The sequence below is a fragment of the Notoacmeibacter sp. MSK16QG-6 genome, from assembly GCF_024158145.1.
Lineage (GTDB): Bacteria > Pseudomonadota > Alphaproteobacteria > Rhizobiales > Rhizobiaceae > Notoacmeibacter.
In genome coordinates this window covers 171,832-187,876 of sequence record NZ_JAMYXM010000003.1, presented here as the reverse complement: position 1 = coordinate 187,876, position 16,045 = coordinate 171,832, and the positions used below count along the sequence as shown (strand labels likewise).

At 59.7% G+C, this 16,045-nt stretch carries 18 protein-coding genes; 17 read left to right on the top strand and 1 reads right to left on the bottom strand.

Annotation, left to right across the window (positions count from 1 at the left end):
• Nucleotides 1-249 precede the first annotated feature (249 nt).
• The 8 genes from NIM86_RS11955 (at nucleotide 250) to NIM86_RS11920 (ending at nucleotide 5,305) form a co-directional block, all read left to right on the top strand.
• Nucleotides 250-771, top strand: coding sequence for a DUF1465 family protein (locus NIM86_RS11955; protein WP_253382638.1), 522 nt, complete (start codon nucleotides 250-252; stop codon nucleotides 769-771).
• Between the two features lie 151 nt (nucleotides 772-922).
• Nucleotides 923-1,459 carry a crossover junction endodeoxyribonuclease RuvC gene (gene ruvC / locus NIM86_RS11950; protein ID WP_253382417.1) on the top strand — a complete coding sequence of 179 codons (537 nt, stop codon included), beginning with the start codon at nucleotides 923-925 and terminating at the stop codon, nucleotides 1,457-1,459.
• A 70-nt stretch (nucleotides 1,460-1,529) separates the two neighbouring features.
• Nucleotides 1,530-1,778, top strand: coding sequence for an AbrB/MazE/SpoVT family DNA-binding domain-containing protein (locus tag NIM86_RS11945; protein WP_253382415.1), 249 nt, complete (start codon nucleotides 1,530-1,532; stop codon nucleotides 1,776-1,778).
• A complete protein-coding gene (locus NIM86_RS11940; RefSeq protein ID WP_253382413.1) occupies nucleotides 1,762-2,196 on the top strand; it encodes a type II toxin-antitoxin system VapC family toxin in 435 nt (144 codons plus the stop codon). Before NIM86_RS11945 ends, NIM86_RS11940 begins: the two co-directional genes overlap by 17 nt.
• Complete coding sequence (gene ruvA / locus NIM86_RS11935) at nucleotides 2,193-2,807, top strand: Holliday junction branch migration protein RuvA (protein WP_253382411.1); 615 nt, start codon at nucleotides 2,193-2,195, stop codon at nucleotides 2,805-2,807. Before NIM86_RS11940 ends, ruvA begins: the two co-directional genes overlap by 4 nt.
• Nucleotides 2,804-3,253 carry a hypothetical protein gene (locus NIM86_RS11930; RefSeq protein ID WP_253382409.1) on the top strand — a complete coding sequence of 150 codons (450 nt, stop codon included), beginning with the start codon at nucleotides 2,804-2,806 and terminating at the stop codon, nucleotides 3,251-3,253. Before ruvA ends, NIM86_RS11930 begins: the two co-directional genes overlap by 4 nt.
• Nucleotides 3,254-3,343: 90 nt before the next feature.
• Nucleotides 3,344-4,381: a Holliday junction branch migration DNA helicase RuvB gene (gene ruvB / locus NIM86_RS11925; RefSeq protein ID WP_253382407.1), complete on the top strand. Its 1,038-nt coding sequence runs from the start codon at nucleotides 3,344-3,346 to the stop codon at nucleotides 4,379-4,381.
• Nucleotides 4,382-5,305 (top strand): metallophosphoesterase, encoded by a 924-nt coding sequence (locus tag NIM86_RS11920; RefSeq protein ID WP_253382405.1) that lies wholly within the window; start codon nucleotides 4,382-4,384, stop codon nucleotides 5,303-5,305.
• Nucleotides 5,306-5,309: 4 nt separating this feature from the next.
• Here NIM86_RS11920 and NIM86_RS11915 read toward each other — a convergent pair whose 3' ends face one another.
• Nucleotides 5,310-6,572 (bottom strand): glycoside hydrolase family 5 protein, encoded by a 1,263-nt coding sequence (locus tag NIM86_RS11915; protein WP_253382403.1) that lies wholly within the window; start codon nucleotides 6,570-6,572, stop codon nucleotides 5,310-5,312.
• A 64-nt stretch (nucleotides 6,573-6,636) separates the two neighbouring features.
• Between NIM86_RS11915 and ybgC the strand changes: the two genes are divergently transcribed.
• The 9 genes from ybgC to ftsH all read left to right on the top strand — a co-directional run bounded on the left by ybgC (nucleotide 6,637) and on the right by ftsH (nucleotide 15,981).
• Nucleotides 6,637-7,164: a tol-pal system-associated acyl-CoA thioesterase gene (ybgC, locus tag NIM86_RS11910; protein WP_253382401.1), complete on the top strand. Its 528-nt coding sequence runs from the start codon at nucleotides 6,637-6,639 to the stop codon at nucleotides 7,162-7,164.
• Nucleotides 7,165-7,333: 169 nt separating this feature from the next.
• A complete protein-coding gene (gene tolQ / locus NIM86_RS11905; protein ID WP_253382399.1) occupies nucleotides 7,334-8,065 on the top strand; it encodes a protein TolQ in 732 nt (243 codons plus the stop codon).
• Between the two features lie 13 nt (nucleotides 8,066-8,078).
• Nucleotides 8,079-8,531, top strand: a complete 453-nt coding sequence (gene tolR / locus NIM86_RS11900; protein ID WP_371872887.1) for a protein TolR — start codon at nucleotides 8,079-8,081, stop codon at nucleotides 8,529-8,531.
• A 9-nt stretch (nucleotides 8,532-8,540) separates the two neighbouring features.
• Nucleotides 8,541-9,596, top strand: coding sequence for a cell envelope integrity protein TolA (tolA, locus tag NIM86_RS11895; RefSeq protein ID WP_253382395.1), 1,056 nt, complete (start codon nucleotides 8,541-8,543; stop codon nucleotides 9,594-9,596).
• 25 nt (nucleotides 9,597-9,621) lie between these two features.
• The gene (tolB, locus tag NIM86_RS11890) at nucleotides 9,622-10,932 is read left to right on the top strand and encodes a Tol-Pal system beta propeller repeat protein TolB (RefSeq protein ID WP_253382393.1); all 1,311 of its coding nucleotides are present in this window, start codon (nucleotides 9,622-9,624) and stop codon (nucleotides 10,930-10,932) included.
• 186 nt (nucleotides 10,933-11,118) lie between these two features.
• Nucleotides 11,119-11,616: a peptidoglycan-associated lipoprotein Pal gene (gene pal / locus NIM86_RS11885; RefSeq protein ID WP_253382391.1), complete on the top strand. Its 498-nt coding sequence runs from the start codon at nucleotides 11,119-11,121 to the stop codon at nucleotides 11,614-11,616.
• Between the two features lie 172 nt (nucleotides 11,617-11,788).
• Nucleotides 11,789-12,784, top strand: a complete 996-nt coding sequence (gene ybgF / locus NIM86_RS11880) for a tol-pal system protein YbgF (protein WP_253382389.1) — start codon at nucleotides 11,789-11,791, stop codon at nucleotides 12,782-12,784.
• Nucleotides 12,778-13,962, top strand: coding sequence for a tRNA lysidine(34) synthetase TilS (gene tilS / locus NIM86_RS11875; RefSeq protein ID WP_253382387.1), 1,185 nt, complete (start codon nucleotides 12,778-12,780; stop codon nucleotides 13,960-13,962). Before ybgF ends, tilS begins: the two co-directional genes overlap by 7 nt.
• 96 nt (nucleotides 13,963-14,058) lie before the next feature.
• Nucleotides 14,059-15,981, top strand: a complete 1,923-nt coding sequence (gene ftsH, locus NIM86_RS11870) for an ATP-dependent zinc metalloprotease FtsH (protein WP_253382385.1) — start codon at nucleotides 14,059-14,061, stop codon at nucleotides 15,979-15,981.
• Nucleotides 15,982-16,045 lie beyond the last annotated feature (64 nt).

The window sequence follows — 16,045 nt, the reverse complement described above, 5'->3', positions numbered from 1 at the left end:
GCCGGTTTCATCCGGATGGTTCTTTCCTTCCGTTTGACGCTCCCTGTAAGATTTCTATGGCCGTTCCTTGCGAGCGGCCTTTTTTTTGGCTGTCCATAGCCCTGTCAGGGAACTCCCCGTTTTCCCTGGGCGTTAACTGTTCTTTAAGGCTATGCTTGCCGACGCCATCCTCATCGGTCAATTTTGCTCGACCGCATTGCGAAGGGACGGCATGGCGGGCTGATTGAGCGGCGGGACAAGGCGACATCGATGAACGACAGCAAACGACAGAGCGGCGAGACCGTACGGTTGGCCGAGAGGCGTATTTTCTCCGATTCTTTTCGTGAGCTCTATGCCACCGGCATGACGCTCGTTGAGGACGCCGCCGGCTATCTGGACGGCGAAGGCCGCGCTGCCGCCAAGCAACTGAGCCGCGTCTCCGCGACACTCTATGCGGCGGAATCCATGCGCCTGACGACTCGACTCATGCAGATTGCCTCGTGGCTACTGTTGCAGCGTGCCGCCAATGCCGGTGAAATGACGCGCGAGCAGGTGGCGGCCGAGAAAACGAAGGTCAATCTCGATGCCGCCACGTCCGACCGCAATGCGCCGGGCTGGGAAGGACTAAGCGAAGAGTTTCTCGACCTTGTCGACCGCTCGCTTTCGCTTCAGCGGCTTGTCCAGCGTGTCGATGCCGAGATTTATGGCGATGGCGCTGACGCGTCCGATCTCGACGCCGAAAACCCGGTCGGCGCGCAGATGGATTTGCTACGCACCGCGTTCGGTCGGTAGGAACGGTCAATTTCTGCGAGCGTAGTTTGCGAAACAACGTCAGAAAGCGCGGATAAACCAGGCTGTCGATCCGGCACTTGTGTCGGGGTTTGAACGATTTTCGTGAATTCTGTTTCTTTTTTGTTCACATTCTCTGGTGATGCTTCCCGCCATGAAGCACAGTCCCGCAATGGCGCAATCACCGATTCGCATTATCGGCATCGACCCCGGACTCCGGCGGATGGGCTGGGGTATTGTGGAAAGCCTTGGCTCGTCGCTGCGCTTCGTCGCGGCCGGCACGATCACATCCGATGGGAAAGCCGATCTGGCGAGCCGGCTCTGCCAGTTGCACGATGGGCTGGCTGATATCGTCCACAAATGGCAGCCGCACGAGGCGAGCGTCGAAATCACATTTGTGAACAAGGATGCGGGCGCCACGCTGAAGCTCGGTCAGGCGCGCGGGATCGCGATGTTGGTGCCGGCGCGTTCCGGGCTGCCGGTCGCCGAATATGCGCCCAACGCCGTGAAAAAAGCGGTGATTGGCGTCGGTCATGGCGACAAAAAGCAGATCCAGATGATGCTGCGGGTTCTCATGCCCAAGGCGCGCTATGACAGCGACGATGCCGCCGACGCATTGGCCATCGCGATCTGCCATGCCAACAATCGCGTGGGCGACGTGGCACGCCGGGCGCTGATGAGGGCGATATAGCGTTTGTTCTTGACTTGTTCGTATAGGTAAGATATTTTCAGAATAATTCTTACTCCGTCGGAGCGGTGCAGTGCGCGTGTCGGAAAAAGGTCAGATTACGTTACCAAAGGCATTGCGGGACGCCGCTGGAATTGCGCCCAATTCGGAGGTCCGGATCAGCTTTGAAGGTGGCCGTCTGATCGTCGAGCCGACCGATCAGGCAAACCGCGAAGCCATTGCACAGAGAATTCGTCGCTTTAACAAGGCGCTCGACGCCCTGACGGGAACGGGCGATCCCTCCATCTCTACAGATGACGTGATGGATGCGACTCGTGGATGAGCGGGCCGTTCTCGTCGATAGCAACATACTGATCGATATCTCGTCCGGCGACCCCATTTGGTATGATTGGTCGCGGGAAAATCTCAGTAAACTCGCCGGAGGGCGTCTCATACTCAACCCGATCGTTCTCAGTGAATTTTCGGTGCGGTTCGAGACCATGGAAGCAGTGGATGATGTGCTGGAGGCTCTTGAAATGAGTCGCGAAAACCTTCCCTGGGAAGCGGGCTTCATCGCGGGCAGGGCGTTTCATGTCTATCGCCGGGCAGGCGGAGCGAGAGAACGAACCCTCCCTGATCTTCTGATCGGTGCGCATGCCTATGTGATGGGGCACCGCCTGCTGACACGCGATGGGATGCGCTATCGGACCTATTTTCCCGATCTCGACTTGATCGCACCCGCTGAGCAACAATCCTCATGATCGGACGGCTGAAAGGCACGGTCGACGAGGTTGCCGACGATCACGTGATTTTGGATGTGCATGGCGTCGGCTATGTCGCCCATTGCGCGGCGCGCACGCTCTCTTCGCTCCATGAGGGCGAGGCGGCGGTACTGCAGATCGAAACCATCGTTCGTGAGGATATGATCCGGCTCTATGGCTTCTCCTCCGGGCTGGAACGCGAATGGTTCCGCCTTCTCATGACGGTTCAGGGTGTCGGCGCGAAAGTGGCGCTGGCGATCCTGTCCACGCTGGCCGCCGGCGACCTCGCCAATGCGGTCGCGCTGCAGGACAAGGCGATGGTGGCGCGCGCGCCGGGGGTCGGGCCGAAAGTGGCGCAGCGGATCGTCAGCGAATTGAAGAACCGTGCACCGGCGCTGGCCGGCGACATGGCGTCCACCATTGGCCTGTCGCAGGAACTGGGCGAGGGGGTCGCGCCGGCGCCGGTGGCCGACGCCGTTTCGGCGCTGACCAATCTCGGTTATGGCCGCGATCAGGCCGCTGCTGCGGTCGCCGCAGCATTGAAGGATGCTGGCGATGGCGCCGACAGCGCCAAGCTCATTCGCCTTGGCCTGAAGGAGCTGGCGGGGTGAGTATATCTCAGCGGCGGTCAATCATTGTTTTTCTATTCCTCTATTGTTTCTTAGCGCCGCTTTGTGCTGGTATAGCGTACGTGATTTTTACCTTGTTAAGTAGCTTAGGTTTGGTTGGAAATTTTTTTCATAAAGATGCATTCGGCTTCTTTATTGAGACGATATTCCTGTCCTATAAGATAGGATTTTTGCCGATTTTTTGTTCTGCACTGGTCAACTTTTTTTATTCTTTTTATAATTTTTCTCGGCTGACATTTTCTATTATTCATTTTGTATGTGTCAGTGCGGGCATAATTGCCTTTTATATTTTTATTTTGGACCCACAATACGGATTTTTAATCGCTATTTCTTCTTGGATACCGTTGGTATTTTCGGGAATTATTTTTATGATCCCATATCCTAAGTATTTATCGCCGTTTGACCGAGAGTGGCTTGCGGTCGGTTGACTACTGTAGACCCTATCATGCCAAGCGTATTTGCTTAGGACCGAGAAGATATGCGCCTCAAAATCGGATTACACGGCATAAGGACAGCTTATGAGCCAGCCTGACCGCCTAATCGATGCAGAGAAGCGAGGCGAGGACGCCGATGCGGCCCTGCGCCCGCAGGTGCTCGACGATTTCGTCGGCCAGGCGGCGGCGCGCGCCAATCTCAAGGTTTTCATCGAAGCGGCGAAGAGCCGCGGTGAGGCGCTGGACCATGTGCTGTTCGTCGGCCCACCCGGCCTCGGCAAAACGACCCTGGCGCAGATCATGGCGCGCGAACTCGGCGTCAATTTCCGCTCAACCTCCGGGCCGGTTATCGCAAAGGCCGGCGATCTGGCGGCACTGCTGACCAATCTGGAAGATCGCGACGTCCTCTTCATCGACGAAATCCATCGGCTCAGCCCAGCGGTAGAGGAGATTCTTTATCCGGCGATGGAGGATTTTCAGCTCGACCTCATCATCGGCGAAGGGCCGGCGGCGCGGAGTGTGAAAATCGATCTAGCGCGGTTCACGCTCGTCGCTGCGACGACACGGCTCGGTCTTCTGACGACGCCGCTGCGCGACCGGTTCGGCATTCCTGTTCGGCTCGATTTCTACACGGCAGACGAATTGGAGCAGATCGTCCGCCGTGGGGCACGGCTCATGAGTCTGCCGATGACGGACGATGGCGCAAAAGAGATCGCGACGCGCGCGCGAGGCACACCGCGCATTGCCGGACGGCTTTTGCGCCGGGTGCGCGATTTTGCCGAAGTGGCTAAAGCCGAAGCGGTCGATGCAGCCATCGCTGACGAAGCGCTTGGGCGCCTGGAGGTCGACAAACGCGGTCTCGACGCGCTCGACCGGCGCTATCTTTTTCTCATTGCGCGACACTTCGGTGGCGGGCCGGTTGGGATCGAGACGATCGCCGCGGCGCTTTCGGAACCGCGCGACGCCATTGAGGACATAATTGAGCCTTATCTGATCCAGCAGGGGTTCATTCAGCGAACCCCGCGCGGCCGGATCATGACGGCGGGCGCATGGAACCATGTTGGCCTGCCCGCTCCGAAAGACATAGCCGCCGCACAGCCGGGTCTGTTCGAGGACGAATGAATGCCAAGCCGTCGAGCGGCAATGAAAATCTTGGGCGGCGCAGCTCTGGCCGGTCTTGCAGCGACTTCCGCCGTTGCCGCCGAGACCTTCGTGCGCCTTCGGATAGCGCGTTACGCTTTGACGCCCGCTGGCTGGCCGAGCGATCTTCGCCTGCGCGCCGTTATCATGAGCGATCTCCACGCCAGTTTGCCATGGATGGGGCCGGCGCGTATCCGGCGGATCGTCAATGCGATGAACGCGCTTCAACCGGATATCCACCTGCTCCTTGGCGATTATCTCTCCGGTATGGAACTATCGTTCGGTCAGGTCGCGCCCGAAGATTGGGGCGCAGAACTGGCGCGGCTGAACGCGCCGCTGGGCGTTCATGCGGTGCTTGGCAACCATGACTGGGCTGACGATCCGATTGCCGAGCAAACGGAGGATGGTCCGTCGACGGCGCGCCAAGCGCTGCAGGATGCCGGGATTGCGGTCTACGAAAATGATGCGCGCCGGATCGAGACCGATAAAAGCGCATTCTGGCTGGCCGGTCTCGGCGATCAGATGGGACGATACCGCACGGTCGTAAACGGGAAAGCCCGATCTGTCTCCCGCGACGATCTTCCGGGTACGGTTGCGCAGATCGACGATGACGGCGCGCCCGCGCTGCTAATGGCGCATGAGCCGGATATTTTTCCCGATGTGCCGGATCGTATCGGCGTAACGCTTTCCGGCCATACTCATGGCGGGCAGATCGTGCCGTTTGGCTGGGCGCCTGTCGTGCCGCGTATCCGTAGGGATACCCATTACCGCTACGGACATTACCGTGAAGGCGAGCGTGATCTTATCGTCACGGGCGGCGTTGGCTGCTCGATCCTTCCGATCCGCATCGGCATGGCGCCGGAAATCGTCTTGCTGGAACTTGGCGGCGCTTCCGCAACGAGCTGATCGATCAGTCAGCTTCGCTTGACGGAAGGTTGCGGATCGCATCAAGGACGTTGGGTTCGGCCGGTTCGTCGCCAAAGGCGGTGACGATGCCGAACGCGCCGCCCCAGCCCCACATGGCCCAGCCGAAACCGTAGCGCTCGGCCAGTTCGATGGATCGGCGATAATAGGCGGTACGGTCAGCGGGGTCCGTCATGTCTGGCTTGTCGTATTCCTGACGGATCATGCCGAATTCGCCAAGAAAGATGCGCTCTGCCGAAATTCCGTTACGCGTGGCCCATTTTGAAACCGTCTCGAACGGCGTCGCCATTTCGATGGTGAGTTCGTCGCGCGTATCGATCTTGGCGAACTCCTCCTCGATATAGGACGCAATACCGTTGCGCCTGAGCAACGGAGCGTCGGTCCGAACGCGGCGAAGTGTTTCTTCGAGGCCGTGTTTCGCACGTTCCTCGTTCTGGCCGTAGGTCGGGAAGGGCAGGCCGGTGACATGCGGCGCGACGTCTCCCGCCCAGCCGGCTCCCTGATGGGTGAGCAGGAACGGCGCGTAGGAGTGAAAGGTGAAGAGCGTGTTATCGTCGAAGGGCGACGGATCGAGCGCGGCCAGGCCATCGGCATGACCCATGCAACCGCCCGTTGCGACGACAGTCAGATCGGAGGCTTCGGCGCGGATTGCTCGGTAAAGCGCTTCCATGCGGCTCTGCCAGTCCGGTGCGGCATCAATGGAGCATATGGTTGGCGGTTCATTGATCGGCTCGAAGGCGATCTCGCTACTATCGAAGCGTGACAGGCGGGCAGCGAAATCGCCGACAAGGTCGAGATAGCCGGCCCATCGGTCATTCTCTGTGAAGAGGCCATGAGGTGTCTCGCCATCCGGAATAAGGTGCAGATCGAAAATGACCTTGAAGCCTTGTCCAGTAAGCTTCTCCGCGCTCTCGATCACGGAAGCGCGAAGCTTTTCCTGCAATTGCGCCGTGCGTGGCGAGAGAAGCGGCCGCGGATCGACCGGCATCCGGATCGTATCGATGCCGGCGTCACGAACCGTCCGGAGCTGGTCGTCGGTCACATGCTGGCGCCATTCGGGGAAAGGGAGAATGACCGACGGATCGCTCCACTGCTCCTCGCCCGGCCAAAGAACCCAGATATCCATATTGAGGCCGCGACCAGGGCGGAAATCGGCTGAAAAAACCGATGCGGTCGTCATTATGAGCAGAATGGCCGCGACCGGTCCGATTTGTGTTGCGGTCTTGAGCCGTGGAAAATGACATGCCATTTGGGCGGTTCCGGTGGATAGGGCGACCAGACTTTGCCGCAGCCTGCGGATAAGGAAAAGCACGATGGCGCATCATGATGAATCGGCCGGTAAATTGTCGGATGCCGAGAAGGGTGTCCTTGTCGGATCGATAGAGAATGGCGTCCACCGCCTGCAGGCGCGGGTCTATTATGCCGATACCGACTTTTCCGGCGTCGTCTATCACGCCCGTTATCTGGAATTTCTGGAACGCGGCCGCTCCGATTTCTTACGGCTCCATGGCATTCACCACACCGAACTGCTGGATCGACCTGACGATGAAGCGCTGGTGTGGATCGTGCGGCGCATGGAGATCGACTTTCGCGCACCGGCCAAGATCGACGACATTCTGACGGTTCAGACTTCAGTCTTCGGGGTGTCGGGTGCGCGTGTCACCATGGAGCAGCGGATCGTTCGTGGAAGAGACGTTCTGATCGAAGCCAAAGTTCATGCGGCGATCATCGACAGGTCAGGCCGGCCCCGCAGGCTTCCGGCAGACTGGCGGGCTTCTTTTGAGGAGACGGCCGGTCAGACGAGTTCGGATGCCTGCCATATTTCCGACACGAAATCCTAACGCGGTATTAACTACGACCCGTTAACCCTGTTTTTGATACGCGAAGAGAAGCAATACGCCTTCCATTCGCCAAAATTACACGGGAAAAGCCAAAAAACGGGCATCTGGCGTTTCTCAATCGAGCTTTGACCGCCATCGTGCTGTCCAAACCTTCAGGGGAACGTTAATTATGGAACAGGTGGCATTGGCCGCACCAGGTGGCGATATTTCGCTAATCGACCTCTTCATGCAGGCCGGCTGGGTGGTCAAGCTTGTGATGATCGGTCTGATCCTGGCTTCTGTCTGGGCTTGGGCGATCATCGTGGAAAAGAGCCTGGCCTTCCGTCGCATGCGCGGCGCGCTCGACCGGTTCGAAGACAATTTCTGGTCGGGCCAGTCGCTAGAAGAGCTTTATCGCACGCTTTCGGATCGCCGTAATACCGGCATGGCGACCATTTTCGTTGCGGCAATGCGGGAGTGGAAGAAGAGCTTTGAGCGTGGCGCGCGCAGCCCGGCGCCGCTCCAAAGCCGCATCGAAAAATCCATGGATTTGGCATTGGCCCGTGAAATGGAACGTCTGGAGAGCCGGCTCGGCTTTCTGGCGACCATTGGCTCTGCCGCACCGTTCATCGGACTGTTCGGTACGGTGGTCGGCATCATGACATCGTTCCAGGCCATTGCGGCGTCCAAACAGACCTCGCTAGCCGTCGTCGCGCCCGGTATCGCCGAGGCGCTTCTGGCGACTGCCATCGGCCTCGTCGCAGCCATTCCCGCTGTCATGGCCTATAACAAACTTTCCGGCGACGCGAACAAGCTTGGGGGTCGGATGGAAGGGTTCGCCGACGAATTTTCCGCCATTCTTTCGCGCCAGATCGACGAACGCTCGGCAGCCAATCGCACCGCGCCGCAGGCAGCGGCGTAAAGGGGGGCGGATCATGGCCATGGGCGCCCCTTCAGCAACGGGAAGCGTAGGCCGTCGCGGTCGCAGACGGCGTTCGCGTACCGGCACCATTTCCGAAATCAACGTGACGCCGCTGGTCGACGTCATGCTCGTGCTTCTGATCATCTTCATGGTGGCCGCACCGTTGATGACGGTCGGCGTGCCGGTCGATCTGCCCAACACAGACGCCGCGCCGATGAACAGCGACACCGAACCGCTGGTCGTCTCGGTCGATGGCGAGGGCCGCATCTTCCTGCAGGAAACCGAGCTTCAGCTCGATGAAGTCGTTCCCAAGCTGCAAGCTATCAAAGACGCCAAGGGTGACGCCCGCATTTTCGTGCGCGGTGACAAGGCTATCGATTATGGCAGTGTGATGCGTGTGATGGCTCGGATACAGGCCGGCGGCTTCAGCAATGTGGGTCTGGTCACTGTGCAGGAGGACGGCTGACGCCATCTCATGAAGACGGGTCTTGCCAGTTCTGTGCTTCTTCATCTCGGCGTGCTGGGCTTTGCGGTCATTTCCCTCTCCGCGCCCAAGCCGTTCGAGATCGACGAGGCTATTGCGGTGACGGCCATTTCCGAAACCGAGTTGAACCAGCTCGTAAAGGGTGAGAAACGCGCGGACACCGAACAGCCGCCCGCTCCGGAAAAAACAGAGACTGAGGAGCTTCGCACCGATGCCGTGAATGTCGGATCGAACGTTGCCGATCTTGACAATGCGCCGACACCGCTTCCCTCCGAACGCAAGGTGGAAAGTTCCGCCCCGGCCGCACCGCCGCTGCCCATGAAACGGCCTGAACACAAGCCAGTTGAGAAGCCGGTCGAAGTCGCCAAGGCCGAACCTGAGCCGGAACCGGAAAAGGAACAGAAAGCCGAGCAGAAACCGGAGGCTGAGGTGGACCCGGTTGCCGAACTGCTGAAGAAATCCGAAGAGGATCGCCAGCAGCAGGAAAAGCAGCGCCAGGCCGAAGAAGCCGAGAAGAAGGCCGAAGAGGAGAAGCGCAAGGCTGCCGAGGAAGAAGAGCGCAAAAAGCGTGAACTGGCCGAGGCCGAGGCTAAACGCAAGGCGGAAGCGGAAGCCAAGAAACTGGCCGAGGCCAAGGCTCTTGACGATCAGATCAAGGCTCTCATCAATAAGCAGGAAGAGAAAGGCGGGGGTGCGCGGTCCAGCACACAGACCGCTGGCGCCGGCGCAAGCCGAACCAATGCGCCGAAGCTCTCGGCTTCGGAAATGGCTGCTTTACGCGACCAGCTCGGGGGCTGCTGGAGCATCGACGCAGGTATTGTCGATGCGGACAGCCTCTTGGTTTCCGTCACATTCTCGTTGAACCAGAATGGAAAACTGGAGGGGCAGCCGCGCGTCACCAAATCGTCCGGCAATCCGCAATTCGATCGCAGCGCCGTTCGCGCTATCCAGAAATGCGACGTTCAAGGCCTTCGCGTACCTGAGGGCAAATACGAAACCTGGCGCGAGGTGATCGTGAACTTCGATCCCCGCGACATGTTCTTCTGAGCCGTTAAAGGACCTCATACTCTTTATGATCAACCGTTTTTCCCGTCACTTTTCACGCCTCGGCCTCGTGGCCGCCGCCCTTTTGTGGCTCGCGCTGCCGGCACGGGCCGTGGTCGAGATCGATGTCAATCGCGGCACGGTGGAGCCGTTGCCCATCGCGATCACCGACTTCCTGAGCCAGGACGGTCTCGGCCAGCAGGTTACCGAAGTTATCGCGGCCGACCTCGCCCGTTCCGGCCTGTTCCGACCAATCGACAGCGCGGCCTTCGTCCAGCAGATCGACAATCCCGACCAGTCGCCACGCTTTCAAGACTGGACCGCTATCGATGCGCAGGCGCTCGTGACCGGCCGTATCGTGCCGGATGGCGGACGGCTGCGCGCCGAATTTCGGCTATGGGACACCTACGGCCAGTCACAGATTATCGGTGAGCAGTTCTTCACCACGCCGGAGAACTGGCGACGGGTGGCTCACATTATCGCCGACACGATCTACAAAGCGCTGACGGGCGAAGAAGGCTATTTCGACACGCGCGTCGTCTTCGTCGACGAGAGCGGGCCGAAGGACAAGCGCGTCAAGCGCCTCGCCATTATGGATCAGGACGGCGCCAATCTTCGCTATCTGACCAAGGGCGGCCAGATCGTTTTGACGCCGCGCTTCTCGCCGAACCGCCAGGAAGTGACCTACATGTCCTATGCCGACGGTCAGCCGCGCGTCTATCTGCTGCAACTGGAAACGGGGCAGCGCGAACTGATCGGCAATATTCCCGGCATGAGTTTCGCGCCGCGCTTTTCGCCCGATGGCGGCAAGGTCGTCATGAGTATCGGCCGGCAGGATGGCAATTCGGATATCTTCACGATGGATCTTTCCAGCCGCACGATGCAGCGGCTGACCGATACCAATGCGATCGATACCTCACCTTCCTATTCGCCAGAAGCTGGCCAAATCGTCTTCACATCTGATCGCGGCGGTCCGTCGCAAATCTACAAGATGAATGCCGATGGCTCAGGCCAGACTCGCATCAGCTTCGGCAATGGCAGCTATTCGACGCCGGTCTGGAGCCCGCGGGGCGATCTGATCGCCTTCACCAAACAGACCGGCAGCGAATTCGCCATCGGTGTGATGAAGCCGGACGGTTCGGGCGAGCGCATCCTCACATCCGGCTATCTGGTCGAGGGACCGACCTGGGCGCCGAACGGGCGTGTCATCATGTTTTTCCGGGAAGACCCCGGTAGCGGACCGAAACTGCGCTCGATCGATTTGACGGGTCGTAACGAACAGGCCATTCCGACGCCGAATTTCGCGTCGGACCCGGCCTGGTCGCCAAGGCTCGACTGAGGAGGGACAGGGTGGCCGAACGATCATCGTATCGTTTGGTCTGCCCGCAACGCGCCGCCGGCTTTGCCGGTTGGCCAATTAGAACGTGGATTGCCGGTTGGCGTGGCGATAATCGTGAGGCCGCCGGACGATCCGAACTGGAACCAGAGGGGCTGCGGCCACCGTATATATCAAGGGGTAGCGACCATGCGTCGTTTCATCGAAATTTCCCGCAATCCGGCTATGATCGCGCTTGTCGGCGCTCTCGCACTGGCCGGTTGCGCATCCAAGAAAAACGTACCGAACTCAGCCGCCGACCTTGGCCTGAATGCTGCAGGCAGCGCTCAGCCGGGAACGGCGCAGGACTTTACCGTCAATGTCGGCGACCGGGTTTTCTTCGATACGGACAGTTCGGTCATCCGGGCCGATGCGCAGCAAACGCTCTCCAAGCAGGCGCAATGGCTGAGCCAGTATTCGAACTACGCCATCACTGTGGAAGGCCATGCCGACGAGCGCGGCACGCGTGAATACAATATCGCGCTTGGCGCAAGGCGCGCTGCGGCTGCTCGCGACTTCCTGGTAAGCCGGGGCGTGCCGGCTAATCGGATCGGCACGGTGTCCTACGGCAAAGAGCGGCCTGTTGCGGTTTGCGACGATATTTCCTGCTGGTCGCAGAACCGCCGCGCGGTCACGGTTCTGAAGTAAAGCCTAGCGGGCCTTCTGCCCGCCGCCCTGTGATGAAATTGCAACGGCGGCGGGTAATTCATTTGTTCTCCGCATTTTCGGCCAAGTGTCTGCTTAACCGGTGTTGTCTACACGGGGCGCTCGACGCCTTGTTGATCGATTTCACAGGTATGACAATCAAGGAACGATGATCATGGCTTTGGCCAAAACCGCTCTTCTGCGCGCTATGCTTATGACGGTTGCCGTATGTCTTCCGCTCGGTGCGGCGGGAGCCGGTCCGCTCTCCATTTTCAAACGAGACGAGGTCAAGGAGCAGGCGCCGGTTCAGATGGTTCAGGCCGCCGATCCGCGTGTTGCGCAGCTTGAAGAACAGGTGCGCCGTCTCAACGGCACGATCGAAGACCTGAACTTCCAGATTCTTCAGTTGCAGGAACAGGTTCGCAAGCAGCTTGAGGATATGCAGTTCCGGATCGACCAACTCGAAGGCAACCCGTCGACACAGGGCGACGGTCAGTCTGGCGCTATCGATAATAGCGCCACGGAAAAAGCCGAGGTTGAACCAGCTTCTCCGCCCGCGACTCTGACGCCGGCGGAAGAAGCAAAGGCGCATCTCAGCGAGGAAATTCCGATGGATGCGATGGAGCATTCGCCTCATGACAATGCGGCTGACGGTTCTTCGGCCGAACTGGGCGCGCCGCCCCGCGACCTCGGAAATCTGACACTCGACAATCTCGGAAATGTCGAGGCTACGATGAACGATACTGTCCAGACCGACGGCACGACGGTTGCTTCGCTTCCAGCAGAGGCTACGCCTTCTGCAGTCTATAGCGAAGCCTATCAGCGCGTGCTGGCGGGCGATTATGCCGGAGCGGAATCAGGCTTTCGCCGGTTCGGCGAACAATATCCCGATGATCCGCAGGCTGCGGACGCCCAGTTCTGGCTGGGCGAGAGCCTTCGCGGACAGGAACGCTATGCCGATGCGGTGGAGGTGTTCCTCGACGGCACGAAGACTTATTCCGACAGCGACAAAGCGCCGGACATGATGTTGAAGCTCGGCGTAACGCTGGCCGCCATGGGCCAGAAGGATGTCGCTTGCGAAACGCTTAGCGCCATTCCGGCCCGCTATCCCCAGACCTCCGATGCCTTCCGCCTGCGTCTTGAGCAGGAGGAGGCCAGCGCGTCTTGCTGACGTCGCCACCAGCCTCCGCCGATCGCAATCGCGACGCCCTGGCTCCCGCTAAGGCGTCGTTTTCTTTTGCGCTGCCGGGCGAGGGACCGCTTCTGTTGGCGGTTTCCGGCGGCGGTGACAGTATGGCAATGCTCCACCTCGTCCATCGGGCGCTGAAAGCAAAAGGACAGACGCGCCGGCTTCATGTCGCAACGGTCGACCACGGATTGCGCGCTGAAAGCGCTGACGAGGCTGGCTTCGTGAATGACATTTGCCGTCAGCTTGACCTTCCGCATCGCACGCTTCTGTGGGATGGCGAAAAGCCACAATCGGGCATTCAGGCAGCGGCCAGAGCGGCGCGCTACGGTCTGTTGAGTGATCTGGCTACCGAACTTTCCGCAACTATTCTCGTTGCTCACACGGCAGACGATCAGGCCGAAACCATCGCAATGCGTGTGCAGAGAGCCGAAGCCGATTCGTGGTTCGGACGTTCTGGTATAGCCGACGCGATCTACTGGCGGAGCGGCAAGGGCGGCGCCTGGGTGCGGCGGCCGTTCCTCGCTGCAAGCGGGCAATCGCTTCGCAGTTGGCTCGTTGCGCAAGGGCTGCACTATTGCGACGATCCGTCAAACTATGATCGCCGGTTTGAACGCGTCCGAATTCGCAAGAGCGCGATCGGGACAGACGCCGCGTTTCTGACTGCTGCTCCCAAAAAAGAAACGCGTGAAATGCTGGACCGCGAAGTAGCCGCCTTCATGACCGCTAAGGTCGGCTGGGAAGGCGCAGATATGCAGGCGCTTCGGTTCGGTTCCGATGCGCTGGTGCCGGATGAAGCGACAATTGAAGCGCTACGCGTGTCGCTGGCTTTCATTGGGCAGATGGAGCATCGGCCGTCCGGCAAGGCGACGCGCGCCATGCTTCAGCGTCTTTCTGTCAATCGCAGCGTTCGGGCAACCTTGGCGCGGTGTGTGGTCGAGCGCCGGGAAAATGGATTATCGATCCGGCGGGAGCGCCGCCGCGCCGAGCTCTCCACATCGAGGATGACCGCCAATTCGGGTCGAGTTCGGCGAGTGCCCCATCCGTTCTGTTCGGCAGTACCTATCCACGATCTGGCGACGGCGCGTTGCATCGAAAGCTTTTGCCAGACGCCGCTTACACCCGATCCGTCGCAAATAATCCTTCACGACGTTGGTATTTGAGGCGCACCATCGCTTGGCACGGGCGTCTCGGCTCCCTATCTTGGCCTTGATTGGCATGCAAAATCGCGTGTCAGGCCTCTCAAAACTGGATCGATCATGAATCCAAACTACCGGAATTTCGTTCTTTGGGCGATCATCGCCGTGCTGCTCGTGGCGCTCTTCAATCTTTTTCAGACGCCGCAACAGCGGACGTCCGGCTCCGAGATCGCCTATTCGGAATTCATCCAGGCCGTCGATAGCGGCCGTATCGAATCCGTGACGATCAGCGGCGAGCGAATAACCGGCAGTTACAGTGACAGTTCCGCCGGCTTCCAGACCTATTCGCCTGGAGATGAAGGGCTGGTCGAGCGGCTCGAACGACAGAATGTGGAGATTCAGGCGCGTCCGGAGAGCGACGGTTCGAACTCCATTCTCGGCTATTTCCTGTCCTGGCTGCCGATGATCCTCATTCTCGGTGTTTGGATTTTCTTCATGCGCCAGATGCAGTCGGGTTCGGGCCGGGCCATGGGCTTCGGCAAATCCAAGGCGAAGCTTTTGACCGAGGCGCATGGCCGAGTGACCTTTCAGGACGTCGCCGGTGTCGAGGAAGCGAAGGAGGATCTCGAAGAGATTGTCGAGTTCCTGCGCGATCCGCAGAAATTCCAGCGTCTCGGCGGTAAAATTCCAAAGGGTGTGCTGCTGGTCGGACCTCCCGGCACCGGTAAGACCCTTTTGGCCCGCGCCGTTGCGGGCGAGGCGGGCGTGCCCTTCTTCACCATTTCCGGTTCGGACTTCGTTGAAATGTTCGTCGGTGTCGGTGCGAGCCGCGTCCGCGACATGTTCGAGCAGGCCAAGAAAAACAGTCCCTGCATTATCTTCATCGACGAGATCGACGCGGTCGGACGTCATCGCGGCGCGGGCCTCGGTGGTGGCAATGACGAACGTGAGCAGACGCTCAACCAGCTTCTTGTTGAGATGGACGGTTTCGAGGCGACCGAATCGATCATTCTGATCGCCGCGACCAACCGGCCGGACGTGCTCGATCCGGCCCTGCTGCGTCCGGGCCGTTTCGACCGCCAGGTCGTCGTGCCGAATCCGGATATTGCCGGGCGCGAACGCATTTTGAAGGTTCACGTCCGCAACGTGCCGCTGGCGCCGAACGTCGATTTGAAGGTGCTGGCCCGTGGTACGCCAGGCTTTTCCGGCGCGGATCTGGCCAATCTCGTGAACGAGGCGGCGCTGATGGCGGCGCGGCGTAACAAGCGGCTCGTCACCATGGCCGAGTTCGAGGACGCCAAGGACAAGGTGATGATGGGCGCAGAACGCCGCTCCTCCGCCATGACGCAGGCCGAAAAGGAGCTGACCGCCTATCATGAGGCCGGTCACGCCATCGTCGCGCTTCATGTTCCGTCGTCCGATCCGGTGCACAAGGCGACGATCATTCCCCGTGGCCGCGCATTGGGCATGGTGATGCAGTTGCCGGAAGGCGATCGCTATTCGATGAGTTACAAATACATGGTCAGCCGTCTGGCGATCATGATGGGCGGGCGCGTGGCCGAGGAAATCAAGTTCGGCAAGGAGAACATCACCTCCGGCGCGGCCTCCGACATCGAGCAGGCGACGAAGCTTTCACGCGCGATGATCACGCAATGGGGCTTTTCCGACAAGCTCGGCCAGGTGGCCTATGGCGAGAATGAGCAGGAGGTTTTCCTCGGTCATTCCGTGACGCAAAGCAAAAACATCTCGGAAGAGACCGCGCGGATAATCGACGCGGAAGTGCGCAAGCTCATCGATGACGCCTACACCGAGGCGCGGCGTATTCTGACCGAAGAACACGATGGCTGGATCGCATTGGCCGAAGGTCTTCTGGAATACGAAACGCTCACCGGCGACGAGATCAAGCAGATCATTGCGGGACACAAACCATCCCGGGACGCCGGTGACGATACGCCGCCATCGCGCGGTTCATCAGTGCCGACGGCCGGCAGGCCACGACCGGATGAATCGGATGGCGGTCTGGAGCCGCAGCCGCAAGGCTGATGTCGTGTAATTCGACCTGATAAGGCTCGCCGTTATCGAAGCGGCGGGCCTTTTTCTTTTTCTC

Excerpts from the sequence above, each read along its gene's own strand:
- NIM86_RS11955 (WP_253382638.1), top strand. The coding sequence starts at position 250 with ATGAACGACAGCAAACGACAGAGCGGCGAGACCGTACGGTTGGCCGAG.
- ruvC (WP_253382417.1), top strand. The coding sequence starts at position 923 with ATGAAGCACAGTCCCGCAATGGCGCAATCACCGATTCGCATTATCGGC.
- NIM86_RS11940 (WP_253382413.1), top strand. The coding sequence starts at position 1,762 with ATGCGACTCGTGGATGAGCGGGCCGTTCTCGTCGATAGCAACATACTG.
- ruvA (WP_253382411.1), top strand. The coding sequence starts at position 2,193 with ATGATCGGACGGCTGAAAGGCACGGTCGACGAGGTTGCCGACGATCAC.
- ruvB (WP_253382407.1), top strand. The coding sequence starts at position 3,344 with ATGAGCCAGCCTGACCGCCTAATCGATGCAGAGAAGCGAGGCGAGGAC.
- NIM86_RS11920 (WP_253382405.1), top strand. The coding sequence starts at position 4,382 with ATGCCAAGCCGTCGAGCGGCAATGAAAATCTTGGGCGGCGCAGCTCTG.
- NIM86_RS11915 (WP_253382403.1), bottom strand. The coding sequence starts at position 6,572 with ATGGCATGTCATTTTCCACGGCTCAAGACCGCAACACAAATCGGACCG.
- ybgC (WP_253382401.1), top strand. The coding sequence starts at position 6,637 with ATGGCGCATCATGATGAATCGGCCGGTAAATTGTCGGATGCCGAGAAG.
- tolQ (WP_253382399.1), top strand. The coding sequence starts at position 7,334 with ATGGAACAGGTGGCATTGGCCGCACCAGGTGGCGATATTTCGCTAATC.
- tolR (WP_371872887.1), top strand. The coding sequence starts at position 8,079 with ATGGCCATGGGCGCCCCTTCAGCAACGGGAAGCGTAGGCCGTCGCGGT.
- tolA (WP_253382395.1), top strand. The coding sequence starts at position 8,541 with ATGAAGACGGGTCTTGCCAGTTCTGTGCTTCTTCATCTCGGCGTGCTG.
- tolB (WP_253382393.1), top strand. The coding sequence starts at position 9,622 with ATGATCAACCGTTTTTCCCGTCACTTTTCACGCCTCGGCCTCGTGGCC.
- pal (WP_253382391.1), top strand. The coding sequence starts at position 11,119 with ATGCGTCGTTTCATCGAAATTTCCCGCAATCCGGCTATGATCGCGCTT.
- ybgF (WP_253382389.1), top strand. The coding sequence starts at position 11,789 with ATGGCTTTGGCCAAAACCGCTCTTCTGCGCGCTATGCTTATGACGGTT.
- ftsH (WP_253382385.1), top strand. The coding sequence starts at position 14,059 with ATGAATCCAAACTACCGGAATTTCGTTCTTTGGGCGATCATCGCCGTG.